Genomic DNA, 25,141 nt, shown 5'->3' with positions numbered 1-25,141 from the left:
CGCGGCATTGGCTTCGGGTAGAATGGCCAGTCGCGAGCAGGGCGCGCCGGCCTCCGGACCGGGTCGCCCGCCGCCGCCTCCCCCACTGCCCACGCGCGGCCCGGTGCCGCGCCGCACCGACACTGGAGCGAGATGCTGCAACTGCTGCTAGCCCTGCCTTTCGTGGCCGCCCTCGGGGTGATGCTCTACCGTTCGGCGTCGCGCAGGACCACCGCATGGCTGGCCGGGCTGGCGCCCCTCGCGGGACTGGGCATCCTCGCCGCGCTGACGCCCCGGGTCCTTGCCGGCGACGTGCCGCAGGCCACGCATCCGTGGATCCCGCAGATCGGGCTGGCGTTCTCGCTGCGCATGGACGGCCTGGCCTGGATGTTCGCCCTGATGGTGCTGGCGATCGGCGCGCTGGTGGTGATGTACGCGCGCTACTACCTGGGCCGGCGCGAGGACGCGCCCCGGTTCTTCGGCTACCTGCTGCTGTTCATGGGCTCGATGCTCGGCATGGTGCTGGCGGGGAACCTGTTGCTGCTGGCGGTGTTCTGGGAACTGACCTCGATCACCTCCTTCCTGCTGATCGGCTACTGGTCGCACAAGAACGACGCCCGCGAGGGCGCGCGCATGGCACTGACGATCACCGGCGCCGGCGGGCTGGCGCTGCTCGGTGGCGTGATCCTGATCGGCCAGGTGGTGGGCAGCTTCGAGCTCGACGCGGTGCTCGCCGCCGGCGACGCGATCCGCGCCAGTACGCTCTACCCGGCGATCCTGGGGCTGGTGCTGCTGGGCATCTTCACCAAGAGCGCGCAGTTCCCGTTCCACTTCTGGCTGCCGCACGCGATGGCCGCGCCGACCCCGGTCTCGGCCTACCTGCATTCGGCGACGATGGTGAAGGCCGGCGTGTTCCTGCTGGCACGCCTGTACCCGGTGCTGTCGGGCACCGACCTGTTCTTCTACGTGGTCAGCGCGGTCGGCGCGGCGACGCTGCTGATCGGCGCCTGGAACGCGATCTTCCAGCACGACCTCAAGGGCCTGCTGGCGTACTCGACGATCTCCCACCTGGGCCTGATCACCCTGCTGTTCGGTCTTTCCACGCCGTTCGCGGTGGTCGCCGGCCTGTTCCACATCCTCAACCACGCGACTTTCAAGGCCTCGCTGTTCATGGCGGCCGGCATCATCGACCACGAAACCGGCACCCGCGACATGCGGCGCCTGGGCAACCTGCGCCGCTACCTGCCCTACACCAGCGCGCTGGCGATCGTCGCCGCACTGGCGATGGCCGGCATTCCGCTGCTCAACGGCTTCCTGTCGAAGGAAATGTTCTTCGCCCAGGCCCTGGAGCTGGAAACCGGCGGTGCCACCATGCGCATCGCAGTCGCGGTGGTGGCCTTCCTGGCCGGTGCGTTCGGCGTGGCCTACAGCCTGCGCTTCGTGCACGACACGTTCTTCGGAGACGGCCCGCGGTCGGTCGAGCGCGAGATCCACGAGCCGCCGCGCTTCATGCGCATCCCGGTCGGCATCCTCGCCATCCTGTGCCTGATGGTGGGCATCGTCCCGGCGTGGACGGTGGCCCCGGTGCTCGCGACGGCGGCGCACGGCGTGCTCGGCGACGCGGTGCCGGCGTACAGCCTGGCGATCTGGCACGGCTTCAACCACCCGTTGATGATGAGCATCGGCGGCATGCTCGCCGGCGGCCTGCTTTACCTGGGCCTGCGTCGCCTGATCGACCTGCACGCGGTGGCCCGACACGCAATGGGTCGCCACCTGTTCCGGGTCAATACGCGCGCCCTGCTGCTGGGCGCCCGCCGGCTGACGTTCCGCATCACCCAGGGCAGCCTGCAACGCTCGCTGTGGTGGGTGCTCGTGGCGGTGGTCGCGCTCGCCGGACCGGCGACCTGGCAGGCCCTGGCCGAGGGCGTGGGCCGCAGCCAGCCCATGCCGCCCACCGGCTGGGTGCTGTGGACGATCCTGATGGCGGCGACGGTGGCCACCGTCGTGCTGCACCGCCAGCGCCTGGTCGCCCTGCTGGTGGTGGGCGCGGTCGGCCTCGCCGTCAGCCTGGTGTTCGTGCTGTTTTCCGCACCGGACCTCGCGTTGACCCAGTTGCTGGTCGAGATGGTGACCATCGCGTTGATGCTGCTGGCGCTGAACTACCTGCCGCAGGCGTCCGAGCGCAGCAACCACCCGGCCCGCCGCTGGCGCGACGTCGCGATCGCCCTGGTCGTGGGCATCGGCATCGGCGGCCTCGCCTATGCGGTGATGACGCGCCCCTTGGACACCATCTCCACCGAGCTTCTCGCCCGCTCGCTCCCCGAGGGCTACGGCCGCAACGTGGTCAACGTGATCCTGGTGGACTTCCGCGGCTTCGATACCTTCGGCGAGATCACCGTGTTCGGGATCGCCGGACTGGTGGTGCATGCGCTGCTGCGGCGCGCGCGCATCGCCCCCGACCGCGTCATGCCGGGCCTGCCCGGCGCTTTGCCGATGCCGTCCAACCTCAGCCACCTGCTGTTCCCGCTGGCGCTGGCGGTGTCGGCCTACATGTTCCTGCGCGGCCACAACGCGCCCGGCGGCGGCTTCATCGCCGGACTGGTGCTCGCGGTACCGCTGCTGCTGCAGTACGTGCTGCTGGGCTCGCAGTACGTCGAATCGCGCCTGGGCTTCAATTACGTGGCCTGCATCGGCGCCGGCCTGCTGGTCGCCGCGCTCAGCGGGCTGGCCTCGATGGTGCTCGGCTATCCGTTCCTCACCAGCGGCCACGTCGAACCCCAGCTGCCGCTGCTCGGCCCCATGCCGCTGGCCAGTGCCATGGCCTTCGATACCGGCGTCTACCTGGTCGTGTTCGGCGGCGCGATGCTGATCCTGTCGATGATGGGCACCATCCGGCCGCCCAAGGCGCCCGCGACCCCACTCCGGACCCCGCAGGAGGCTCGCTGATGGAGTTCGCCCTGGCCAGCATGATCGGCCTGCTCACCGCCGGAGGCGTCTACCTGATGCTGCGCGCGCGCAGCTTCGACGTGATCCTCGGCCTGACCCTGCTGTCGTACGCGACCAACCTGCTGATCTTCTCGGCCGGCCGGCTGGTGGTGGGCAAGCCGCCGGTCCTGCGCGACGGCGTCGCCCCGACCCTGGCGCACTACACCGACCCGCTGCCGCAGGCGCTGGTGCTGACCGCCATCGTCATCGCCTTCGCGATGACCGCGGTGACCATCGTGATCGCGATGCGCAGCCGCGCCGACAACGGCAGCGACCACGTCGACGCCGGCGACGAGGGCATGCCGTGATCGACGCCCTGCACGTCCACCTGCCCGTCCTGCCCATCCTGGTGCCGCTGCTGTTCGCGGCGGTCATGCTGCTGTCCGAGCGACGCGGCATCGTCGTGCAGCGCGCGCTGTCGGCGGTGGGCCTGGCCTGCCTGCTGGCGATCTCGATCGCACTGGTCGCGGTGGCCGACGAGGGCCGCATCACCGCCTACCTGCTCGGCGACTGGCCGGCGCGCCTTGGCATCGCCCTGATGGTCGACCGGCTCAACGCCCTGATGGTGCTCACGACCACGCTGCTGGGCGCGGCCTGCCTGCTCCACGCCTGCGGCGGCTGGGACCGTCGCGCGATCCACTTCCACGCGCTGTTCCAACTGCAGCTCGCGGGCCTCAACGGCGCGTTCCTCACCGGCGACCTGTTCAACCTGTTCGTGTTCTTCGAGGTAATGCTGATCGCCTCCTACGGCCTGCTGCTCAGCGGCGGGCGCGGGCCGCGCATGCGGGCGGGACTGCACTACGTGGTGTTCAACATCACCGCCTCGACGCTGTTCCTGATCGCCCTGGGCCTGCTCTACGGCCTGCTGGGCACGCTCAACATGGCCGAGATGGCCCAGCGCGCGGCCCAGGCCGATCCGGCCAACCTGTCGCTCATCCGCGCCGCGTCCGGGATCCTGCTGGTCGTGTTCTGCGCCAAGGCCGCGCTGGCGCCGCTGTACCTGTGGCTGCCCAATGCCTACGCACGGGCGCCGGCCGCGGTGGCCGCGCTGTTCGCGGTGATGACCAAGGTCGGCATCTACGCGGTGCTGCGGGTGTACACGCTGGTCTTCGGCGGCCTCGCCGAGGGCACGCCGGCGGCCATGTTGGCCGACTGGGCCTGGGCCTGGCTGCTCCCGGCCGGCGCCGTCACCCTGGTGCTGGCGACCCTCGGCGTGCTGGCCAGCTCCTCGCTGCGGATGCTGGTCGCGTTCCTGGTGATCGCCTCGGCGGCGACGCTGTTCATCGCCTTCTCGCTGGGCACCACGGACACCCTCGCCGCCGGGCTCTACTACCTGGTCCACAGCACCTTCGTCGCCGCCGCCCTGTTCCTCATCGCCGACCTTGTCCGGCGCCAGCGCGGCGGCGCCGGCGACACCCTGGACCGCAACGGGCCGCTGCGCCACAACGCCCTGCTCGGCCTGCTGTTCGCCACCGCGGCGGTGTCGGTCTCCGGCATGCCGCCGCTGTCGGGCTTCATCGGCAAGACCCTGCTGCTCGACGCCGTGCCCGCCACGTCGATGGCCTGGGTCTGGACGGTGATCCTGCTGACCGGCCTGCTGACGGTCGTCGCACTGGCGCGGACCGCCAGCCAGGTCTTCTGGCGCGCCCAGCCCTGGCCCGACACGACGCCCGTGCCGGCGCCCCCGGGCCGCGCCCATGTCGCTGCCGCCGTGCTGCTGCTGGCCTACGGCATCGCCATGACGGCATGGGCCGCACCGGTGCTGGCCTACGCCGAAGCCGCCGCGCGCCAGCTGCAGGCGCCCGCGGACTACGTGGAGGCGGCGCACGCGACGCGTCCGCTGCTGCGGGAGCCGTCGCCATGAAGCGCCTGCTGCCCTCCATCCCGCTGAGCGTCGCGGTGCTGGTGCTGTGGCTGCTGCTGGTGGCGGACTTCTCGCCCGGGCAGATCGCCATCGGTGCCATCCTCGGCCTGCTGCTGCCCTGGCTGGCGGGCATGCTGGAGCCCGAGCGCGCGAACTTCGGGCGCACGATCGCGATCCTGCAGCTCACCCGACGGGTCCTGTGGGACATGCTGCTGTCCAACATCGAGGTCGCGCGCCGCATCCTCGGTCCGGAACGCGCGCTGACGCCGGGCTTCGTCTGGGTCCCGCTGGAGCTGACCAACATCCACGGCATCACCGCCCTGGCCAGCATCATCACCCTGACCCCGGGCACGGTGTCGGCCGAGCTGGCCGGCGACCGCCGCCACCTGCTGGTGCACTGCTTCAATCTCAAGGATCCCGGCGCGCAGGTGGCCGAGATCAAGGCGCGCTACGAGACCCTGCTCAAGGAGATCTTCCCATGATCCTCGACGCGGCCACGGCCCTCGCGGGCCCGCCCCCGGTGGCGCTGGCGGCCACCCTGCTGCCCGGCGACACGCTGGTGGACAAGGCGGTCTCGGTGTCGTTGTACATGGTCGGCATCGCGCTGCTGCTCAGCCTCTACCGGCTGCTGCGCGGGCCCAGCGTGCCCGACCGCATCCTCGCCCTGGACACGCTCTACGTGAACACCATCGCCGCGCTGATCCTCTTCGGCATGCAGCTGCGCAGCGTGGTCTACTTCGAGGCCGCCCTGGTCATCGCCATGCTCGGCTTCGTCGGCACGGTGATGCTCAGCAAGTACGTGTTGCGCCGGGACATCGTCGAATGAGCATGGCACTGGAAATCCTGCTGTCGGTCCTGCTGCTGGTCGGCAGCGGCTTCGTGCTCGTCGGCTCCTTCGGCCTGGTCAAGCTGTCGGACTTCTTCAAGCGCCTGCACGGGCCGACCAAGGCGACCACCCTGGGCGTGGGCTGCATCCTGCTGGGATCCATCGGCTACCACGCCTGGGCCGGGGACGGCCTGGGCCTGCGCGAGGTCCTGATCACCCTGTTCCTGTTCATCACCGCGCCGATCAGCGCGCACCTGATGTCGCTGGCGGCGCTCAAGCTCGACCCCGGCCAGCGCCCGCGCGCGCCGGGGCCGGCGACCGACGACGGGAAAGACTGAGCGCGAGCGGCCGGCTCCGCAGTTTCGCCGTCCCGGCACCGACCGGGCGCACATTTCGGGTAGATTGCACCCCGTGCCGGGCCGAAACCCTGCCCTCGGCGCAGTAGCATTGCCTGTTCGATCCGCCATACCCATCCCGCACGGAGTGCCGATGATCCACCGAGCCCTGTTGAGCCTCTGCGCCGCCTGCCTGCTGGCGACATCGCCCACGGCCGCGGCCGAAGACACCGTGACCCGCAAGGACATCCTTGGCTGGATCGAATGGGTCGACGTCGGCCGCGGACCGCTTCGCCTGAAGGCCAAGCTGGACACCGGCGCGACGACGTCCTCGCTCACCGCCGAGGACATCGAGGAATTCAAGAAGGACGGCAAGCGCTACGTGCGCTTCGTGGTCCGCGACGAGGACCACGACGTCGAGGAGACCTTCGAGGCGCGCCTGGTCCGCCACGTGCGCATCCGCCGCCACGACGGCTCGACCCAGCGTCGCCCGGTGGTCGAGATGCGCATGTGCGTCGGCCACGTCAACCGCAAGGAAGAGTTCACCCTGGTCGACCGCAGTTCGTTCGTCTACCCGGTGCTGGTGGGCCGCAACTACATGGAAGGGGTGATCCTGGTCGATCCGGGCGACACCTTCATCCAGCGCCCCGCCTGCAACCGCCAGGGCGCGCGCGACCCCGAAGCCGACGGCCGTGACGCCAGGACGGCGGCGCGCGCATGAAACGCTGGCACCTGAGGATCCTCGCCGCACTGCTGGCCATCACCGCGATCGGCCTGATCGGCTACAAGGCGCGCGTGCTCGGCTACCCGCTGAGCCCCTCCGACCAGGTCGAGAGCTGGGTCATCGAGGCGCGGCTGGGCTTCGAGCCCGAGAACAGCGCGATCAAGGCCGAACTGGCGATCCCGGCCGAGCCGGAAGGCTTCATCGTCCTGGACGAGAACTTCGTCTCGCGCGGCTACGGCGTGCAGACCGAAACCCGCGGCGACAACCGCCTGGCGCTGTGGAGCATCCGCCGCGCGTCCGGGCAGCAGGCGCTGTACTACCGCGCCACGGTGGCGCGCCACTCGCGCGAGACCGAGCCCGAGGCCGTCCCCGCGCTCGAGGAAACGCCGGAATACGATGGCCTGGAAGGCGAGGCGGTGCAGGCGATCCTCGACGAGGTACGCAGCAAGTCCGCCGACATCGCCACCTTCTCCTCGCTGCTGGTCAAGATGCTCGGCAACCCCTCGCCCGACGAGAACGTGCAGTTGCTGCTCCCGCAGCCGGCCTCGCGCGAGGCCATGACGCGCGCGGCGATCCACATCCTCGCCGGCGCGCACATCCCGGCGCGCATGGTCTGGGGCCTGCGCCTGTCCGAGGGCACGCGCGATCCGGTGCCCGAGCCCTGGCTGGAGGTCAACAACGGCGAGCGCTGGATCCCGATCAACCCGGCCGACGCCTCGCACGGCTATCCGCCCGACCTGCTGGTGTGGTGGCATGGCGACGCGCCGCTGTTCTCGGTCGAGAATGCCCGCCATGCCGAGCTGCAGTTCTCCACCAGCCGCAAGCTCGAGCCGGCACTGGACATGGTCGGCCGCAAGGGCGAACTGATCGATTCGCCCATCATGAGCTACTCGCTGTCGACCCTGCCGGTGCACGTGCAGAACGTGTACGCGTCGCTGTTGCTGGTGCCGATCGGCATCCTCCTGATCGTCATCCTGCGCAACGTCATCGGCGTGCGCACGTTCGGCACCTTCATGCCGGTCCTGATCTCGCTGGCGTTCCGCGAGACCGACCTGGCCTCCGGCGTGCTGCTGTTCTCGGTGATCGTGACGATGGGCCTGGCGGTCCGCTTCTACCTGGAACACCTCAAACTGCTGCTGGTGCCGCGGCTGGCGGTGGTGGTGATCGTGGTGATCCTGCTGATGCTGTTCGTCAGCATGCTCTCCTACCGGCTCGAGTTCGACATCGGCCTGTCGGTCGCGCTGTTCCCGATGGTGATCATGGCGATGACCATCGAGCGCATCTCCATCGTCTGGGAAGAGCATGGCCCGGCCGATGCGATCACCCAGGCGGTCGGCAGCCTGGTGGTCGCGATCGCCTGCTACCTGGCGATGTACAACGAGCGCGTGGAGTACTTCGTGTTCGTGTTCCCGGAAGTGCTGCTGCTGGTGCTCGCCATCACCCTGATGATGGGGCGCTACACCGGCTACCGGCTCAGCGAACTGCTGCGCTTCCGCGCGCTGGCGGCAGGCAAGCCGCGATGAGGTGGTTCGCGCTGCCCAGCGAACTGCGTCGCGCCGGCGTGCTGAGCATGAACGCGCGCAACGCGCTCTACATCGCCCGGCGCAACCCGCGCCGCCTGTACCCGCGGGTCGACGACAAGCTGCTGACCAAGCAGTTGGCGCTGGATGCGGGGCTGGCCGTGCCCGAGCTCTATGGCGTGGTCTCCAGCTACCACGACGCACGCGGCTTCGAGCGCCTGCTCGAAGGCCGCGAGGACTTCGTGATCAAGCCCGCCTGCGGCGCCGGCGGCGACGGCATCGTCGTGGTGTCCGGGCGCCTCGGCGACGGCTACCTGAAGATCAACGGCACGCGCATGATGCGCGAGGACATCGTCTACCACCTGGGCAACATCCTCTCGGGCATGTACAGCTTCGGCGGTCGCCCGGACCGCGCGATGATCGAGTACCGGGTCAAGCCCGACGCCGTGTTCAACACGATCTCGCACCTGGGCGTGCCCGATGTCCGCGTCATCGTCCATCGCGGCTTCCCGGTGCTGGCGATGCTGCGCCTGCCCACCCGCAATTCGGGCGGCAAGGCCAACCTGCACCAGGGCGCGGTGGGCACCGGCATCGACATCGCCAGCGGCCGCACCACGCACGGCGTCTGGCATGGACAGCCGGTCGACCGCCACCCCGATTCGATGGAACCGCTGGAAGGCGTCGCCATCTCCGGCTGGGACCGCATCCTGGAGCTGTCGGCCGGTGGTTTCGAGCTGACCGGACTGGGCTACCTGGGCGTCGACATCGTCATCGACCGCGATCGCGGCCCGCTGATCCTGGAACTCAACGCACGCCCGGGCCTGGCGATCCAGGTCGCCAACCGGCGTGGCCTGCGCGAGCGCCTGGAGATCGTCGATCGCGACGCCGACACGTCCCTGGGCGCCAGCGAACGCGCCGCCTACGTGCGCAACGCATTCGCCCAGCCGATGCCGTCGGCCCCCGACCCGGGCGCCGATCAGGCGTAGAGCGCCACCAGTTCCATCGCGACCCAGCCCAGCAGTCCCAGCAGCAGGATGCCGCCCTCGGCCCGGCTGATGCGCAGGTCGCCGCGAAGCATCGGCACCAGCATCAGGGCGAACAGCAGGGCCGCCGGCAACTCGAAGTGGACGAACGAGGCCGCCATCGGCACCGGCTGCCAGGCCGCCATCGCCCCCAGCACCACCAGCAGGTTGAACAGGCTGGAACCGATCACGTGGCCGGCCACCATGTCGCCCTGCCCGCGCCGCGCCGCGGCGATCGCCGCGGCCATTTCCGGCAATGCGGTCGCGATCGCCACCGGCAACAGGCCGGTCAACAGGGGCGTCATGCCCATCGCCGCGCCGATGGGCGCAGCGTTCTGCACGACCAGCCGCGCGCCGAAGTAGAGCAGCGCCGCGGCGATCGCGAAACGGACCAGGTTCAGGCCCAGCACGGTCTGCGTGCGCGCGTAGGCGGCGATGGCGTCCTGTACCTCGACAGCCTCCTGCCGCGTGCGCGCGAGTGCGAAGGCGACCACCGCGACGAAGGCAACCAGCATGCCGGCGCCCTCCACGCGGCCCAGGGTGCCGTCCAGGCTGAAGGCGATCACCAGCAGGGTGCCCAGCAGCAGGAGCAACAGCAGCGGCGACAGCGCGCGCCAGCGCACCAGCAGCGGCGCCGCGAGCGCCGCCGCCCCCAGCGTGAGGCCGAAGTTGACGACATTGCTGCCGATCGCATTGCCCAGCGCCAGTGCCTGTTCGCCGGCCAGCACGGCCTGCAGGTTGACCGCGAGCTCGGGCAGCGAGGTACCGAAGGCGACCAGCAGCAGGCCGGCCACGAACGGGGACAGGCCCAGGCGCTGGGCGAGGCCGGAGGCGCCCTTGACGATCGAGTCGCCGCCGAGCGCAAGCAGGGCCAGGCCCAGGACGAACATCACGATGGCGGTGGTCATGCGCTGCTCCCAGTCAGGCGATCGGACGATCCGGCACGAGGATACCTCCCCGGATCAGGAGCAGCCTTCGACGTAGTCGACCTGCGGCGCCTGGCCGACGTGCCAACCGGTCACGCGGCCCGCGGCGTCGACCACGAACACGAGGACGCCCGACTGCCCCGACACGCCGGTGACGCGCAGGTACTCGCCGCCTTCGACGTACTTGTGCGGGCGCGACTCGACCATGCCGGCGTGGCGCTGGCGGATGTCATCGGCACTGTCGCCGATGTGGCCGCCTCCCGGTGCTTCCAGGGCGTCGCTGCGCGCGTCGTAGCGGACGAACGTGTCGTTCTCGATCATGAAGGCCACCGGCGCGGAGGCCGCGTCGGTGCCCGGGAACAGGTAGTAGCAGCTGCCCCCGGTGGGCGCGCCGCCCCCGCCCAGCGGCGCATCCTGGTCCCAGGCCGCCTCGACCTCGGCGGCCGTCATGCCCACGCGCAGGGGTCCGTAGCCATCGAGTCGCGCCATGCCCCCCTCCCGCGGCGGCGGCGGCAGCAGCGCCGAGGCGGTGGCGGGCGGGACATCCTCGGTCGGCTGGTCGTCGAGCGAGGGCGGCGTCGCATCCGGCGACGCGCCGGCCGGGGCGACGTTGGTCGCATCCTCCGCGGTGCCCGGGGCGTCCGTGTCGTCGGGTGCATTGCAGGAAGCCAGCGCGAGCGCGGCCAGGGCGGGAAGAACGATCGTGGGCCAGGACTTCATCGGATACCTCGTGGATCGCGGGGCCGCTCGCGGACGCCGGCAGGCGGTCGGGGGCGGATATCGACCGACAGCCTACCCCGAGCGCTTGTGCAGCCCGCGTGGAGCCGCCGCGCGGCGCCCACCGCAAGGACCTGTCATCGCGATTTCACCGCGGATGCGTAAGGTCCGGACGCGCCAACAGGGGGACCACCGCTTTGATGCTCAACAAGACGCCGAGGGCGCACGCCGCGCTCGCCGACCGCTCCGATGCGCTCAGCGCCTTCGAGCGCCGGGTCCTGATCATCTGCAACGGCACCCGGACCCTGGACGAGGTCCGGGGCCTGCTCGGCGTCGAGGCCGCCGTCGCCGTGCGCCGCCTGCTGGCGGAGGATTATCTCAGTGGGGTTGCGGTGCCGCGGGGCGCACTGGGCCAGGCGCTGATGGCGCTTCGCGGCGAGCGCAGGGCGGGTCCGGTCCCCGCCGCGCCGCCGCCCCGCGGTGCAGACCGGCCGCCTGCCCCCGGGACGGACCCGGCCCCGGCGCGGCGGCGCTCGGTGGTCGCGGCCAAGATGTACGTGATCGGCCTGCTGCAGTTGCAGCGCAACCCCGAAGCGGTCGCGCAGGCCGCGCTGTTGCAGACCTGCCGGGAACCCGACGCGATCATGGCGTCGATCGCGGATTCGCTCGACTGCATCGCCGCCAGCTGCAAGCCGTCCTACACCCTGCGCGTGCTCGAACGCCTGCGGGAGATCACCCCCGAGGCGCAGCTGGCGCAGCTGCCCCGTGCGCCCTCCGCGTTGATCGCCGCGGAGGGCTGAAGGCCCGGTGCCGGGTCAGGCCGGTGGGGCGAAGTGCTTGCGCAGGCCCGCCCAGCAGGCCTGGTAATCGCGTTGCCGGTGCGGGGCCTCCAATGCCTGGCCTGTGGGACGGATCACCGCCCGCGACTCGAACATGAAGGCCATGGTGCCCTCGATCACGTCGGGCCTGGACAGATCCGCGGCGCTGGCCTTCTCGAACGTCGCCGCGTCCGGTCCGTGCCCGGTCATCGAGTTGTGCAGCGACGCGCCGCCGGGCGAGAAACCGTCGGCCTTGGCGTCGTAGACACCGTGGATGAGGCCCATGAACTCACTGGCGATGTTGCGGTGGAACCACGGCGGCCGGAACGTGTCCTGGGCCACCAGCCAGCGCGGCGGGAAGATCACGAAGTCCAGGTTGCTCGTCCCCGGGGTATCGCTGGGCGAATGCAGCACCAGGAAGATGCTCGGGTCGGGGTGGTCGTAGCTGATCGAACCGATCGTGTTGAAGCGACGCAGGTCGTATTTGTACGGCGCGTAGTTGCCGTGCCAGGCGACGACGTCCAGCGGCGAGTGGCCGATGTCGGCGCGCCACAGGTGGCCCTGGAACTTGGCGACGAGCTCGAAGTCGCCCTCGCGGTCCTCATAGGCGGCGTTCGGCGCGAGGAAGTCGCGCGGATTGGCCAGGCCGTTGCTGCCGATCGGGCCCAGGTCGGGCAGCTTGAGCAATGCGCCGAAGTTCTCGCAGACGTAGCCACGGGCCTGGCCATCGGGCAGCGCCACGCTGAAGCGCACGCCGCGCGGGATCACCGCGATCTCCTGCGGCTCCACCTCGAGCACGCCCATCTCGGTGGCGATGTGCAGGCGGCCTTCCTGCGGCAGGATCAGCAGCTCGCCGTCGGCATCGTAGAAGTAGCGGCCCTCCATGTCGCGGTTGGCGGCATAGACGTGCACGCCGATCCCGTGCTGCCCCGCGGGCGAGCCGTTGCCGGCCATGGTGAACAGGCCGTCGACGAAATCCGTGGCCGCTCCGGGCATCGGCATCGGGTTCCAGCGCAGTTGGTCCGGCGTCACCGGTCCGTCGCCGAACGCGCTGTGCAGTCGTGGCTGCTGGATCGGCTCGAAACGCCCGTGCATCGCCGCCGGACGGATGCGATAGAGCCAGCTGCGGCGGTTCTCGCTGCGGGGCGCGGTGAACGCGGTACCGGACAACTGCTCCGCATACAGCCCATGCGCGACCCGCTGCGGCGAGTTGCGGCCGACCGGCAGGGTGCCGGGCAGGGCTTCGGTGGCGAACTCGTTGCCAAAGCCGGACTGGTAACCGTTGCTTGCAACACTCATCGGAAGTCTCGCTCTTGTGACCCCTCTCCGGCCGGGAAAGGGAACGGGGCAATGGGCCGGCAGCCGACCGCGTCGGAGATCGCCGCGACCGCGCGTTCGGGCCGACACGGGATCGCGTTGTTCCAGGAAATCAGCATGCGGACATCTCGCTCGTATCACCCCTCTCCCGCCGGGAGAGGGGAAGGGGTGAGGGGCCGGCAGCCGACCGCGTCGAAGATCGCCGCGATCACGCTGTCGGGCTGACACAGGACCTCGTTGTTCCAGAAGCGCAGCACTCGGTAACCTTGTCGCTCCAGGAAACGCGTGCGGGCGGCATCGGACTGTTGCGTGTGCTGCGACCCATCGAGCTCGATGACGAGTTTCGCATCCAGGCAGCAAAAATCCACGACGTACGGTGGAATCGGATGCTGCCGCCGGAACTTCGCACCGCCCAGCTGCCCGGACCGGATCAGCCGCCAGAGCCCTCGCTCCGCGTCCGTCATGTCCCTTCGCAACGATCGCGCCGTTTCCAAAGTGTTCGTGGGCAGCCTTGCCCGCCGACGTCCTTCCATGCTCCACCCCTCACCCCAACCCCTCTCCCGTGGGGAGAGGGGCCAGGAACGTCACGGCATCAAAGCACGCCGCGCTTCATCTGGTCGCGCTCGATGCTCTCGAACAGGGCCTGGAAGTTGCCTTCGCCGAAGCCTTCGTTGCCCTTGCGCTGGATGATCTCGAAGAAGATCGGGCCGAACGCGTTCTGGGTGAAGATCTGCAGCAGCTTGCGTTGCTTGGTCTCGGGATCGGCGTCGATCAGGATCTTGTTGCGCGCCAGTCGCGGCACGTCCTCGCCATGCCCCGGCACACGCTGCTCGATCACGTCGAAGTAGGTGTCGGGCGTGTCGAGGAACTCGATGCCGCGCTCGCGCATCTTCTCGACCGAGGCGTAGATGTCGTCGGTGAACAGGGCGATGTGCTGGATGCCCTCGCCCTTGTAGTCGCGCAGGTATTCGTTGATCTGGCTCTTCTCGTCGCTGGACTCGTTGAGCGGGATGCGCACGATGCCGTCCGGCGCGGTCATCGCCTTCGACAGCAGGCCGGTCTTGGCGCCCTTGATGTCGAAGTAGCGGATCTCGCGGAAGTTGAACAGCTTCTCGTAGTAGTCCGACCACTTCTGCATGTTGCCCAGGAACAGGTTGTGGGTCAGGTGGTCGATGAAAGTGAGCCCGAAGCCGGCCGGGTGCTGGTCCACGCCGGGCAGCGGCTCGTAGTCCGCGTACAGGTCGCCCTGGGCGTCGTCGACGAGGTACAGCATGCAGTCGCCGATGCCCTTGATGGCGAGCGCGTCGACCGCGCCGCTCTCGGGCTTGAAGTCGATCTTCTCGCCACCGTTGGCCAGCACGTGCTCGAGCACTTCGGCGGTCGGCTTGCGAAAACGGATCGCGAAGCCGCAGGCGGAGGGGCCATGCTTGCCGGCGAAGTCCGAGGCGAAGGAACCGGTCGACTCGTTGAGCAGGAAGTTGATCGTGCCCTGGCGGAACAGCGTGATGTCACGCGCCTTGTGCCGGGCGACCGCGGTGAAGCCCAGGTTCTCGAGGTAGGCGCGCATGCGGGCGCCCTCGCCCGCCGGCGCGGCGAATTCGACGAATTCGAACCCGTTGATCCCCATCGGGTTCTCGAAGGTGGTGACTTCCATGCCGAGGTTGGGCTGGGCGCTCATGGCGAACTCCTGACTGCTGAAGACGAAAAAAGTGGCGGCCGAAGTGCCGCGCGCCCCGCGGGGGCCCGGCACGAATGGACGGGTTGTATGCTCGGGGCCGCCCCCGGATGATCGGGGGCGCGGCGGGCCGGACCTGCCCTTCCTTTATAGTTACAAATGAAACCATGCGCAAGGTGCGATAGTCCCGAACATGAACACGACGCGGCCCCCACACGCCCCGCACGGGCATGCCCAGCTCGACCTGGAACAGTTCCTGCCCTACCGCCTCTCGGTGCTGTCGAACCGGGTCAGCAGCGCCATCGCGCAGGTGTATTCGGACCGCTTCGCGCTGAGCATCACCGAGTGGCGTGTCATGGCCGTGCTCGGTCGCTACCGGGACCTGTCGGCCAACGAGGTCGCCCAGCGCACGGCGATGGACAAGGTCGCGGTCAGCCGCGCGGTCTCGCGCCTGGTCGAGTCGGGCCGCCTGGTGCGCGAGATGCATGACGACGACCGCCGCCGCTCGGTGCTGCGCCTGAGTGAGGACGGCTACCGGATCTACGACGAGGTCGCACCGTTGGCGCTGGACTTCGAGCGTCGCTTGCTGGGCGGCATCGACGCCGCCGAGCGCGAGCTGCTGTTCGGCCTGCTCGACCGGCTCGACGAGCTGGAGCTGCAGGCCGAGGCCGAGGCCGCCGGCGGCTGAGACGGGCGCCGGTCGCGTCCCGCCGGGCCCACGCCCGCGAACGAAAACGGCGGCCCAAGGCCGCCGTTTTCGTTTCAATGAAGCCAAGCCCATGCCCGCTTCGCGGGCACGGAAGTCCTTGACTGGATCCCCGCTTCCGCGGGGATGACGATCCGGCAAAGCCGTGCCCGCTGTGCGGGCACGGGCCGGAGCGTCACTTGACGCCGTGCATCAGCCGGTTGACCAGGGGCGCGATCAGGAACAGCAGGATGCCCGCGCCCAGCAGCAGCCAGAAGCTGAAGCTGAAGCCCTGCAGCGCGGAGGCCACGGTCAGGCCCTCCTCGCCGGACATCTCGCCGGCCAGCAGGCCCGACAGGTTGTTGCCGATCGCGACGCTGAGGAACCAGCCGCCCATCGCGAAGCCGACCATGCGCAGCGGGGCCAGCTTGGTCACCATCGACAGGCCGATCGGCGACAGGCACAGCTCGCCCAGGGTCTGCAGGACGTAGCACAGCACCAGCGGCCAGAACGGGATGGTGTTGGCCTCCACGTCGACCAGGTTGGTCAGCGCGTACATCAGCACCGCGAAGCCCAGGGCGTTGCCGATCAGGCCCAGGCCGAACTTGCGCGGGATCGAGGGCTCGAAGCCCTTCTTGCTGGTGAAGGCCCAGATCGCGGTGATGATCGGCGCGAAGATCACGATCGCCACCGGGTTGACCGACTGGAACCAGCCCGTGGGGAAGACGAACCCGCCGGGGCCGAACAGATCGCGGTCGACCAGGTTCTGGGCCAGGAAGTTGAACGAGCTGCCGGCCTGTTCGAAGAACATCCAGAACAGGACGTTGAACACGAACAGGATGAGCATGGCCAGCACGCGGTGCAGGCCGACCTTGTCGGTCTTCATGCCCGCGCCGACCAGCATCACGCACAGGCCCACGAACAGCGCGCCGAGCAGCCACGCCAGGCCGACGCCGCCGACCTTCGCCATCAGGAAGTAGACGATCGGGATCGAGACCAGCACGCCGATGATCACCGCGGTCATCGCCTTGCCCGGGTTGCGGTCCGCCGGCGGCGCACCGATGCCCTTGAGCTGGCTGCGTCCGAAGTAGAACCACACCAGGCTGATCAGCATGCCGATGCCGGTGGCGATGAACACCACGCGGTAGTTCTGCTCCATCGGGGTGCCGAAGACCTGGCTGGCGAGCCAGCCGGTCAGGATCGGCGCGACCAGCGCACCGGCGTTGATGCCCATGTAGAACAGGGTGAAGCCGCGGTCGCGCCGCGAATCGTCCGGGGCATAGAGCTTGCCGATCATCGAGGAGATGTTCGGCTTGAACAGGCCGTTGCCGACGATCGCCACCGCCAGGCCGAGCAGGAAGATCTGCTGGTTGGGAATGGTGATCATGAACAGGCCCGCGGCCATGACCACCGCGCCGACGAGGATCGAACGCTGGTAGCCGATCACCCGGTCGGCGACGTAGCCGCCGAAGATCGCCGTGGCGTAGACCAGCGCGAGGAAGGCGCCGTAGGTGCGTCCGGCGTAGGCTTCGCCGCTGGCGTCGCCGCCGAAGAACTGGGCGACGATGTAGAGCGTGAGCGCCCAACGCATGCCGTAGAAGGCGAAGCGCTCCCAGAACTCGGACATGAACAGCATCCAGAGTGGCTTGGGATGGCCCAGGACCTGTTTGAATTCCGGAATGGCGGCGTCATGCCCCGGCGTTTGCGATGCGGCTCCGCTCATGCGGTCTCCCCCGTCGTGCTGGCTATCGGAAAGTGCTGCCCGTGCCGAACGCACGGGACGGGCGAGAATTACCGACGCGGGCCCCCCACGTCAAACCGACGGCGTATTGCTGCGTCGCAGCATGCCGGCGTGCGAAAAGATGAACGGGGCGCGGCCCCGGCGCTCGGCCTGCGCCCTCAGTCCCCGGCGTGGGACGGCGCAGCGCCGTAACCACTGGCGGGACCGATCGAGGTGCGCACGTCGAACAGTTCCGGGAAGAAGGTCAGTTCGAGCGCCTGCTTGAGGAAGCCCACGCCGCTGGAGCCGCCAGTGCCGCGCTTGAAGCCGATGATCCGCATGACCGTGCGCATGTGCCGGAACCGCCACAACTGGAACTGGCTCTCCAGGTCGACCATGTCTTCGCACAGCGAGTATTCGCGCCAGAAGCGGTCGGTGTCCTCGTAGATGCGCTCGAACACCTCGACCAGGGCGGGATCGTGGACGTGGGTATGGCGCCAGTCGCGCTCCAGGTGCCGCGCCGGCACCGCATGGCCGAAGCGGGACAGGTAGCGCAGGAACTCGTCGTACAGGCTGGGCGCGTCCAGCACTTCGGCCAGTCCGGCCTGCAGCGCCGGATCGTAGGCGAAGACCTTGAGCATGGACTCGTTCTTGTTGCCCAGCAGGAACTCGATGGTGCGGTACTGCAGCGACTGGAACCCCGACGACGGCCCGAGGGTATCGCGGAAGCCCATGTACTCCGAAGGCGTCAACGTCTCCAGCACCGACCACTGCTCGGTCAGCTGCCGCAGCACCTGCTTGCAGCGCGCGAAGATCTTGCGGCACTGCCAGACCTCGTCGCGCTGCAGGTGCCCGAGCGCGGCCTTGAGCTCGTGGATCATGAGTTTCATCCACAGTTCCGAGGTCTGGTGCTGGATGATGAACAGCAACTCGTCATGGTGCGCCGGATCGGACAGGGGCGCCTGCGCCGACAGCAGCCGGTCCAGATGCAGGTAGCCGCCATAGCTCATCCGGCCCGACAGATCGGTGTGGATACCGGATTCCAGCTCGCGTTCGTTCTTCTTGACGGTCATTTCGATTCCCTGCCCAGGCGCGCAAGGGTACCGCAAGGCGGCCCGCGGACAGCAGCCTGGCATCGCCATCCGCCGTCTTCACGCTCCTGTAACTTCCGGCAGTCAATCTGTCCGGCCAGCGCCATACGGAACCGGGGCCGGTTCCGAAAAGGGGGTATGGCGTTCGCGACCACAGGGAAGACTGCAATGCGCGATCCATACCGCCGATCGACGGCGATACTGTTGTTACTGGCCACGCTCGGACTGGCCTCCCATGCCCACGCCCAGGTCGTCGTCAGCCAAATCTATGGCGGCGGCGGCAACTCCGGTTCGACTTGGCGCAACGACTTCATCGAGCTGCGCAACAATGGCGCGACGGCCGTCGACCTGACCGGCTGGTCGGTGCAGTACGCCTCCTCCAGCGGCAGCAGCTGGCAAGCGACCACGCTGGCCGGCAGCATCGCGCCGGGCGGCTTCTACCTGGTCCAGCAGGCGCAGGGTGCCGGCGGCAGCGCCGACCTGCCCACGCCGGACGCGATCGGCACGATCGCGCTCTCGTCGAGCAACGGCAAGGTGGCCCTGGTCAACGGCGGCGGCACGCTCTCGGGCACCTGCCCGCTGGGCGGCGCCACGGTCGTGGATTTCGTCGGTTTCGGCAGCGCCAACTGCTTCGAGGGCAGCGCGGCGACGCCGGCGCTGAACAACACCTCCGCGGCGCTGCGCAATGGCGACGGCAGCGTCGACACCGACGACAACGGGAGCGACTTCACCCGTGGCGCGCCCGACCCGCGCAACAGCGGCGCCGAGCCGCCGGACCCGCCCGAACCGCCGGTCGCGCTGAGCATCGCGCAGATCCAGGGCAGCGGCCTGGCCTCGCCCTACGCGGACCGCGATGTCGTTACCGAGGGCGTGGTCACCGCGCTCAAGTTCAACAACGGTTTCTTCCTGCAGAGCGCCACCGACGACGGCGACCCGGCCACGTCCGACGGCATCTTCGTCTATACCGCCAGCGCCCCCGGCGCGATCGTCGCGGTGGGCGACCGGGTGAAGGTGACCGCCAAGGTCTCCGAGTTCACGCCCTCCTCGAACCCCAACCAGTTGGCGATCACCGAACTCGTCGCTCCGGTCGTGGAAGTGCTGGCCAGTGGCCAGACGCTGCCGGCCGCGATCGAACTGGGCGATGACGTGCTCGGGCCGACGGCCTCGCCGGCCAGCCTCGAACGGCTGGAGGGCATGCGGGTCAGCGTCGCCGCCGCGATCGTCATCGCGCCCTCCGGCGGCAGCATCGACGAGAACGATGCCACCGCTTCGTCCAACGGCGTGTTCCACGTGACCCTGCCCGGTGTCGAGCGACCCTTCCGCGAGCCCGGCATCGGCGTGCTCGATGCGATCACGATCCCGGCCGACAAGGACCCGCCGCGCTTCGACACCAACCCCGAGCGCCTGATGGTGCGCAGCTGGGGCCAGGTGGGCGCTGCGCCGCTTTCGGTGGACACCGACGCGGAGGTCGCGGGCCTGCTGGGCGTGCTCGACTACTACGATGGCACCTGGGCCCTGTTGCCCGACGCCGCCACGCCGCCGGCGGTCGCGGGCGGCCGCCTGCCCGAAGCGGTCAACGACGCCGCCTACGACGAAGTGACCGTCGGCAGCTTCAACCTGCTGCGCCTGTTCGACGAGGTCGCCGATGGCAACGGCGCGACCACGCTGACCCCGGCGGCGCTGGACAAGCGCCTGGCCAAGGCCGCGGCGACGATCTGCGACTACCTCAAGACGCCCGACGTGCTGGGCGTGGTGGAGGTCGAGAACGCGCGCGTGCTGCAGTTGCTGTCCGAGCGCATCGACGCGACCTGCGCCTCCGCGCCCGGCTACGTGCCCTACCTGGAGCCGGGCAACGACGTGGGCGGCATCAACGTCGGCTTCCTCGTCAGCACGCGTCCGGTGGACGGCGGCGCATCGCGCGTCGAGGTGCTGGAGGTGACCCAGTTCGGCAAGGACGCGACGCTCGCCAACCCCGACGGCAGCACCAGCCTGCTCAACGACCGCCCGCCGCTGCGGCTGCGCGCGCGGATCCACCAGGACGGCACCGACAGCTATCCGCTCACGATCGTGGTCAACCACCTGCGCTCGCTCAACGGTATCGACGACGTCGGCTCGGGCAGCTCCGGCTGGGCGAGCGGCGGCGATCGCGTGCGCGCCAAGCGCGGTGCGCAGGCCGCGTACCTGGCGGGGCTCGTCGAGCAGATGCAGCAGGCCAATCCGGGCGAGCGCATCGTGCTGGTCGGCGACTTCAACGCTTTCGAGGTGAACGACGGCTACGTCGATGTGATGGGCATCGTGCGCGGCGACGCCGCGCCGGCCGACCAGGTACTGGCCTGGGTGCCGAGCCCGCTGACGACCCCGCTGGTGGACGGCTCGCAGCTGATCGCCGACCCGGAGGAGCGCTACTCCTACGTGTTCGCCGGCAATGCGCAGACGCTCGACCACGTGCTGGTCAACGAGGCGCTGGCGATGGACGCGGGCATGCTCCGCGTCGACCATCCGCGCGTCAACGCCGACTTCGGCGTCGACAACTTCGACGATGCCACGATCGCGGTGCGCTCCTCCGACCACGACCCGGTGCGCCTGAGCATCGCCGTGCCGGCCTTCGCCCGCGCCGACCTGTCGATCCAGGCCACCGCCGACATGGCCACGGCCCGCGTCGGCGATACGGTCCGCTTCGAGGCCACCGCCGCGAACGACGGTCCCGGCGTGGCCGGATCGGCCGCCGTCGCGTTCGTGTTCGACGCCCTCCTGGCGCCGGCGCCGGCGACGGTACCGGCAGGCTGGAGCTGCGGCGCGCCGGAGCAGGACGCCGATACCACCACGCTGACCTGCACCACCGCCGCGTTCGCCGTGGGCGCCCGGGCCGAATTCGCGATCGACGCGATCGTGCCGGCCGCCAGCGCCGGCGACGCGCTTCGCTTCGGCGCCGCCGTGCGCTCGCAGCAGCGCGATCCGGCCAACGGCGACAACCAGGCCGGCATCGCGATCCCGGTCGCGGCGCTGGGCTCGGCCGACCTGTCGGTCCGCCTGCTGGGCGCGGCGCACGCCACCCACGGCAATGCCATCGCCACCTTCCTGGTACCGGTGCGCAATGCAGGCCCGGACGCCGCCGAGGGCACCACGCTCGTCGTCGAGGGCAGCACCTCGGCCCGTCGCGCCGCCATCGCCGCACCGCGTGGCTGGACCTGCGCACCGCTCGCCGACACCGCGACGGGCTTCCGCGCCGAGTGCCGCCATCCCGGCGCGCTGTCGCGGCGCGTCCAGTGGCTGGCCTTCGCGGTCGTGGTGGCCGCGGCCTCGCCGCCCGGCCAGGTGCTCCACTTCAGCGCCGAGGTCGACGCGGCGACGCCCGACCCGGACCGCCGCAACAACCGCGACACCCTGGACGTCCGGATCGGCCACCGCGGTCGCTGATCCCGCCGTTGCATGCGACACCCCGAAGGCCGCGGCGATCCCGCGGCCTTCTTCGCTTGGGGCATGCGCGGCGATAATGGCGACTTCCCAGGGCGGCAGGCTCGCAGAGGCGCAGTGGCAGGCAAGGCATTCGGCGTGGTGGTGCTGGGCGGATACGGGCACTTCGGCCGCCTCATCGTCGAACGTATCTCAGGAATCGGCGGCTGCGAGGCCTGGGTCGGCGGACGCGACCGCGACCGGGCCACTGCAATGGCCAGGCAATACGGTGCCCGCGTCCTGCACGTCGACCTGTGCGACCCCGGCCTGGCCGAGCGCCTGCGCTCGACGGGAGCGAGCCTGGTGATACATGCCGCCGGCCCCTTCCAGCACCTGGACCTGCGCGTCGCCGAGGCTGCCCTTAGTGCCGGCATGCACTACGTCGACCTCGCCGACGGCCGCGCGCACGTGCTCGGCATCGACGCGCTCGATGCCCGCGCCCGCGCCCTCGACCGCCTGGTCTGCAGCGGCGCCAGCTCGGTGCCGGCGCTCAGCGGAGCGGTGGTCGACGCCCTGCGCCCGCGCTTCGCGCGACTGCAAGGCGTCCACGTGGGCATCACCGCCTCCGCGCAGGCGCCCGGCCGTGCCACCCTCGCCTCGGTGCTGTCCTGGTGCGGCCGCCCCCTCCCGCGTAGCGGCCCCGGCGTCGGCGTGGCGCATGGCCTGCAGGGACCGGTGCGCCACGTATTCCCGGCGCCGCTGGGCACCCGCTGGCTGCTCGACTGCGACGTGCCCGACCTGGCGCTGCTGCCACGACGCCATCCCGACCTCGCCGCGGTCCGCTTCTCCGCCGGCCTGGGACTGGACCTCTACCAGCTGGGCGGCTGGCTGCTGTCCTGGCCGGTGCGCTGGGGCCTGCTGCCCGACCCGGTGCCACTGGCCGGAGCGATGCAGGCGATCGCGCAACGCCTGGCGCCGCTGGGGGACGGCTGCAGCGGCATGTTCGTATCGCTGTCGGGCAGCGACCACGATGGGCGGCCGCTTTCGCTGTGCTGGGAACTGGTCGCCGAACGCGAACACGGCCTGTACGTGCCGTGCGCCGCGTCGATCGCGATCGCCCGCGCGCTGGCGACCGGGCGCCTCCGCGCGCGCGGCGCGATGCCCTGCGTTGGCCTGCTCGGGCTCGACGATGTGCTCGATGAGCTCGCCGGCCTTTCCGTGCGTGCCGGCCTGCGCGAAGACGCCGGCGCGACGACACGCTGAACGGCAGCGACCGGGCCCCACGGGCCGCACCATACCGCCCCGTCCGGCAGTTGCGTAGCGGTTTTCGCGCCCGCTTGCATGCGGCAGCGCGCAACGGGGAATGCACGGCCCTTGGGTATGATCGAAGGATCGTGTTGTACAGGAATCCCGTGCGATGACCATCGCTGCAAGGTTTGAGATCGAGTACCTGCAATACCTCGATGCCGCCGGCCAACCGGTCGGCGACATGCCCCCCGCCTTCAAGGACCCGAAGGCCCTGCTGCCGCTGTTCAGGCAGATGCTGTTCGTGCGCACCTTCGACACCAAGGCGATCGCCCTGCAGCGCACCGGCAAGCTGGGCACCTACGCGTCCTGCCTCGGCCACGAGGCGACCCACGTCGGCATCGGCGCGTCGATGGAGAAGGACGACGTGTTCGCCCCCAGCTATCGCGAGTACGGCGCCCAGTTCATGCGCGGCGTGCAGGCGCGCGAGATCCTGCTCTACTGGGGCGGCGACGAGCGCGGCAACGACTTCGGGGGCCCGCGCAACGACTTCAGCTGGTCGGTGCCGATCTCCACCCAGTGCCTGCACGCGGCCGGCGCAGCGCTGGCGTTCAAGCTGCGCGGGCAGAAGCAGCTGGCGGTGGCCTGCTGCGGCGATGGTGGTTCGTCGAAGACCGATTTCTACGCCGCGCTCAACTCCGCCGGCGCCTACGCGCTTCCGCTGGTCCTGTGCGTGGTCAACAACGGCTGGGCCATCTCGGTGCCGCGCTCGGCCCAGACCGGCGCGCGCACCCTGGCGCAAAAGGGCCTGGCCGGCGGCCTGCATTGCCTGCAGGTCGACGGCAACGACCTGGTCGCCGTGCTCGAAGGCATGCGCCGCTGCGCCGAGCGCGCACGCAACGGCGAGGGCGGCAGCGTCATCGAATTCCTCACCTACCGCCTGCACGACCACACCACCGCCGACGATGCGCGCCGCTACCGCGACGACGCCGAGGTCAAGGACGCCTGGACGCGAGACCCGATGACCCGCCTGCGTACCTACCTCACCGACCAGGGCCTGTGGAGCAAGGACGAGGAAAAGGCCTGGATCGAGGAGTGCGGCCGCAAGGTCGACGTCGAGATCAACGCCTACCTGGAAACCCCGGTGCAGCCGGTCGAGGCGATGTTCGACTTCCTGTACGCCGATCCGCCGCCGGACCTGCTGGAACAGCGCGAGGCGGCCATCGCGCTCGATCGCAAGGCGAAGGAGGCACGCGCATGAACGACACCGTCGCCACCCGCAGGCCCGCCGCCGCGAACGCGGCCGACACCCCCGCGGCGATCACCCTGATCGAGGCCATCACCCAGGCCCTGGCCCACGAGATGCGCGTCGACGACAGCGTGCTCGTGCTCGGCGAGGACGTCGGCGTCAACGGCGGCGTGTTCCGCGCGACCGCCGGGCTGCAGCAGCGGTTCGGGCCCGAACGCGTGCTCGACACGCCCCTGGACGAAACCACCATCGCCGGCCTCACCGTCGGCCTGGCCAGCCAGGGCATGAAGCCGGTCGCCGAGTCGCAGTTCGACGGCTTCATGTACCCCATGGTCGACCACATCGTCTGCCATGCCGCGCGCTTCCGCTACCGCACCCGCGGCCGCCTGACCTGCCCGATGGTGCTGCGCGTGCCCTGGGGCGGCGGCATCCGCGCGCCGGAGCACCACAGCGAGGCCAACGAGGCGATCTTCACCAACGTGCCGGGCCTGCGGGTGGTCATGCCGTCCTCGCCGGCGCGCGCCTATGGGCTGCTGCTGGCGGCGATCCGCGACCCCGACCCGGTGATCTTCTTCGAGCCCAAGCGCATCTATCGCCAGTACAAGGAAGTGGTCCCCGACGACGGCGAGGACCTGCCGCTGGACGTGTGCTACGTGCTGCGCGACGGCAGCGACGTGACCCTGGTGACCTGGGGCGCGCAGGTGAAGGAAACCCTGGAGGCCGCCGACAAGCTCGCCGCCGAGGGCATCAGCGCCGAGGTCATCGACGTCGCCACCCTGCGCCCGCTGGACTTCGCGACGATCGCCGAGTCGGTGTCGCGCACCGGTCGCTGCGTGATCGTGCACGAGGCGCCCAAGACCGCGGGCTTCGGCGCCGAGATCGCCGCGCGCCTGGCCGAGGAGTCGATGTACGACCTGCTCGCGCCGGTCGAACGCGTCACCGGTTACGACACCCACATCCCGCTGTTCCGCCTCGAGATGAAGTACCTGCCCGGCGTCGACCGCATCGTCGCCGCGGCCAGGCGCGCCCTCGCCAACGGCTGACCGACGA

The 25,141-nt window shown here is 69.9% G+C and carries 22 protein-coding genes; 15 read left to right on the top strand and 7 right to left on the bottom strand.

From position 1 onward, the window contains the following. The first annotated feature begins 132 nt into the window (after positions 1 to 132). The 9 genes from H4F98_RS00220 (at position 133) to H4F98_RS00180 (ending at position 9,219) form a co-directional block, all read left to right on the top strand. Entirely contained in the window at positions 133 to 2,925 is a 2,793-nt protein-coding gene (locus tag H4F98_RS00220) for a monovalent cation/H+ antiporter subunit A (protein WP_182684666.1), read from the top strand. Then, positions 2,925 to 3,272 carry a Na+/H+ antiporter subunit C gene (locus tag H4F98_RS00215; RefSeq protein WP_182684665.1) on the top strand — a complete coding sequence of 116 codons (348 nt, stop codon included), beginning with the start codon at positions 2,925 to 2,927 and terminating at the stop codon, positions 3,270 to 3,272. The genes H4F98_RS00220 and H4F98_RS00215 overlap by 1 nt, the downstream gene beginning before the upstream one ends. Beyond that, positions 3,269 to 4,828, top strand: coding sequence for a monovalent cation/H+ antiporter subunit D (locus H4F98_RS00210; protein ID WP_343064696.1), 1,560 nt, complete (start codon positions 3,269 to 3,271; stop codon positions 4,826 to 4,828). The genes H4F98_RS00215 and H4F98_RS00210 overlap by 4 nt, the downstream gene beginning before the upstream one ends. Beyond that, on the top strand, positions 4,825 to 5,310 hold the full coding sequence (locus H4F98_RS00205; RefSeq protein ID WP_182684664.1) for a Na+/H+ antiporter subunit E: 486 nt from the start codon (positions 4,825 to 4,827) through the stop codon (positions 5,308 to 5,310). The genes H4F98_RS00210 and H4F98_RS00205 overlap by 4 nt, the downstream gene beginning before the upstream one ends. Positions 5,311 to 5,417: 107 nt before the next feature. Next, positions 5,418 to 5,654, top strand: a complete 237-nt coding sequence (locus H4F98_RS00200; RefSeq protein WP_246372730.1) for a K+/H+ antiporter subunit F — start codon at positions 5,418 to 5,420, stop codon at positions 5,652 to 5,654. Then, positions 5,651 to 5,992 carry a Na+/H+ antiporter subunit G gene (locus H4F98_RS00195; RefSeq protein ID WP_182684662.1) on the top strand — a complete coding sequence of 114 codons (342 nt, stop codon included), beginning with the start codon at positions 5,651 to 5,653 and terminating at the stop codon, positions 5,990 to 5,992. The genes H4F98_RS00200 and H4F98_RS00195 overlap by 4 nt, the downstream gene beginning before the upstream one ends. A 151-nt stretch (positions 5,993 to 6,143) precedes the next feature. Next, a complete protein-coding gene (locus H4F98_RS00190) occupies positions 6,144 to 6,710 on the top strand; it encodes an ATP-dependent zinc protease family protein (RefSeq protein ID WP_182684661.1) in 567 nt (188 codons plus the stop codon). Beyond that, positions 6,707 to 8,236 carry an inactive transglutaminase family protein gene (locus tag H4F98_RS00185; protein ID WP_182684660.1) on the top strand — a complete coding sequence of 510 codons (1,530 nt, stop codon included), beginning with the start codon at positions 6,707 to 6,709 and terminating at the stop codon, positions 8,234 to 8,236. The genes H4F98_RS00190 and H4F98_RS00185 overlap by 4 nt, the downstream gene beginning before the upstream one ends. After that, positions 8,233 to 9,219, top strand: coding sequence for an alpha-L-glutamate ligase-like protein (locus tag H4F98_RS00180; protein ID WP_182684659.1), 987 nt, complete (start codon positions 8,233 to 8,235; stop codon positions 9,217 to 9,219). Before H4F98_RS00185 ends, H4F98_RS00180 begins: the two co-directional genes overlap by 4 nt. Here H4F98_RS00180 and H4F98_RS00175 read toward each other — a convergent pair. Then, positions 9,210 to 10,163 (bottom strand): calcium/sodium antiporter, encoded by a 954-nt coding sequence (locus tag H4F98_RS00175; RefSeq protein ID WP_182684658.1) that lies wholly within the window; start codon positions 10,161 to 10,163, stop codon positions 9,210 to 9,212. The genes H4F98_RS00180 and H4F98_RS00175 overlap by 10 nt on opposite strands. Positions 10,164 to 10,217: 54 nt before the next feature. Continuing rightward, a complete protein-coding gene (locus tag H4F98_RS00170) occupies positions 10,218 to 10,901 on the bottom strand; it encodes a lectin (protein ID WP_246372721.1) in 684 nt (227 codons plus the stop codon). A gap of 197 nt (positions 10,902 to 11,098) precedes the next feature. On the opposite strand from H4F98_RS00170, the gene H4F98_RS00165 reads away from it, so the two are divergent. Beyond that, the gene (locus tag H4F98_RS00165; RefSeq protein ID WP_182684657.1) at positions 11,099 to 11,698 is read left to right on the top strand and encodes a hypothetical protein; all 600 of its coding nucleotides are present in this window, start codon (positions 11,099 to 11,101) and stop codon (positions 11,696 to 11,698) included. 15 nt (positions 11,699 to 11,713) lie between these two features. Here H4F98_RS00165 and hmgA read toward each other — a convergent pair whose 3' ends face one another. From hmgA to hppD, 3 genes are all read right to left on the bottom strand, one after another. After that, complete coding sequence (gene hmgA, locus H4F98_RS00160; RefSeq protein ID WP_182684656.1) at positions 11,714 to 13,015, bottom strand: homogentisate 1,2-dioxygenase; 1,302 nt, start codon at positions 13,013 to 13,015, stop codon at positions 11,714 to 11,716. Between the two features lie 155 nt (positions 13,016 to 13,170). Beyond that, entirely contained in the window at positions 13,171 to 13,497 is a 327-nt protein-coding gene (locus H4F98_RS00155) for an endonuclease domain-containing protein (protein ID WP_246372720.1), read from the bottom strand. 128 nt (positions 13,498 to 13,625) lie between these two features. Beyond that, positions 13,626 to 14,687, bottom strand: a complete 1,062-nt coding sequence (hppD, locus tag H4F98_RS00150) for a 4-hydroxyphenylpyruvate dioxygenase (RefSeq protein WP_182684883.1) — start codon at positions 14,685 to 14,687, stop codon at positions 13,626 to 13,628. A gap of 214 nt (positions 14,688 to 14,901) precedes the next feature. Here hppD and H4F98_RS00145 point away from each other — a divergent pair, with 214 nt between their 5' ends. Beyond that, the gene (locus H4F98_RS00145) at positions 14,902 to 15,396 is read left to right on the top strand and encodes a MarR family winged helix-turn-helix transcriptional regulator (RefSeq protein ID WP_182684654.1); all 495 of its coding nucleotides are present in this window, start codon (positions 14,902 to 14,904) and stop codon (positions 15,394 to 15,396) included. A gap of 193 nt (positions 15,397 to 15,589) precedes the next feature. Here H4F98_RS00145 and H4F98_RS00140 read toward each other — a convergent pair whose 3' ends face one another. After that, positions 15,590 to 17,116 (bottom strand): peptide MFS transporter, encoded by a 1,527-nt coding sequence (locus tag H4F98_RS00140; protein ID WP_182684653.1) that lies wholly within the window; start codon positions 17,114 to 17,116, stop codon positions 15,590 to 15,592. Positions 17,117 to 17,292: 176 nt separating this feature from the next. Beyond that, positions 17,293 to 18,186: a tryptophan 2,3-dioxygenase gene (locus tag H4F98_RS00135; RefSeq protein ID WP_182684652.1), complete on the bottom strand. Its 894-nt coding sequence runs from the start codon at positions 18,184 to 18,186 to the stop codon at positions 17,293 to 17,295. Between the two features lie 186 nt (positions 18,187 to 18,372). Between H4F98_RS00135 and H4F98_RS00130 the strand changes: the two genes are divergently transcribed. The 4 genes from H4F98_RS00130 to H4F98_RS00115 all read left to right on the top strand — a co-directional run bounded on the left by H4F98_RS00130 (position 18,373) and on the right by H4F98_RS00115 (position 25,134). Beyond that, positions 18,373 to 21,621: a lamin tail domain-containing protein gene (locus tag H4F98_RS00130; protein WP_182684651.1), complete on the top strand. Its 3,249-nt coding sequence runs from the start codon at positions 18,373 to 18,375 to the stop codon at positions 21,619 to 21,621. A gap of 114 nt (positions 21,622 to 21,735) precedes the next feature. Continuing rightward, complete coding sequence (locus tag H4F98_RS00125; protein WP_220479022.1) at positions 21,736 to 22,860, top strand: saccharopine dehydrogenase family protein; 1,125 nt, start codon at positions 21,736 to 21,738, stop codon at positions 22,858 to 22,860. Positions 22,861 to 23,014: 154 nt separating this feature from the next. After that, complete coding sequence (pdhA, locus tag H4F98_RS00120) at positions 23,015 to 24,103, top strand: pyruvate dehydrogenase (acetyl-transferring) E1 component subunit alpha (protein WP_182684649.1); 1,089 nt, start codon at positions 23,015 to 23,017, stop codon at positions 24,101 to 24,103. Then, positions 24,100 to 25,134 (top strand): transketolase C-terminal domain-containing protein, encoded by a 1,035-nt coding sequence (locus tag H4F98_RS00115; protein WP_182684648.1) that lies wholly within the window; start codon positions 24,100 to 24,102, stop codon positions 25,132 to 25,134. Before pdhA ends, H4F98_RS00115 begins: the two co-directional genes overlap by 4 nt. The last annotated feature ends 7 nt before the right edge of the window (positions 25,135 to 25,141 follow it).

Origin of the sequence: Marilutibacter spongiae (assembly GCF_014145325.1) — a bacterium.
GTDB lineage: Bacteria > Pseudomonadota > Gammaproteobacteria > Xanthomonadales > Xanthomonadaceae > Marilutibacter > Marilutibacter spongiae.
The sequence above is the reverse complement of the archived record's forward strand: the minus strand, read 5'-3'. Positions and strand labels throughout refer to the sequence as shown.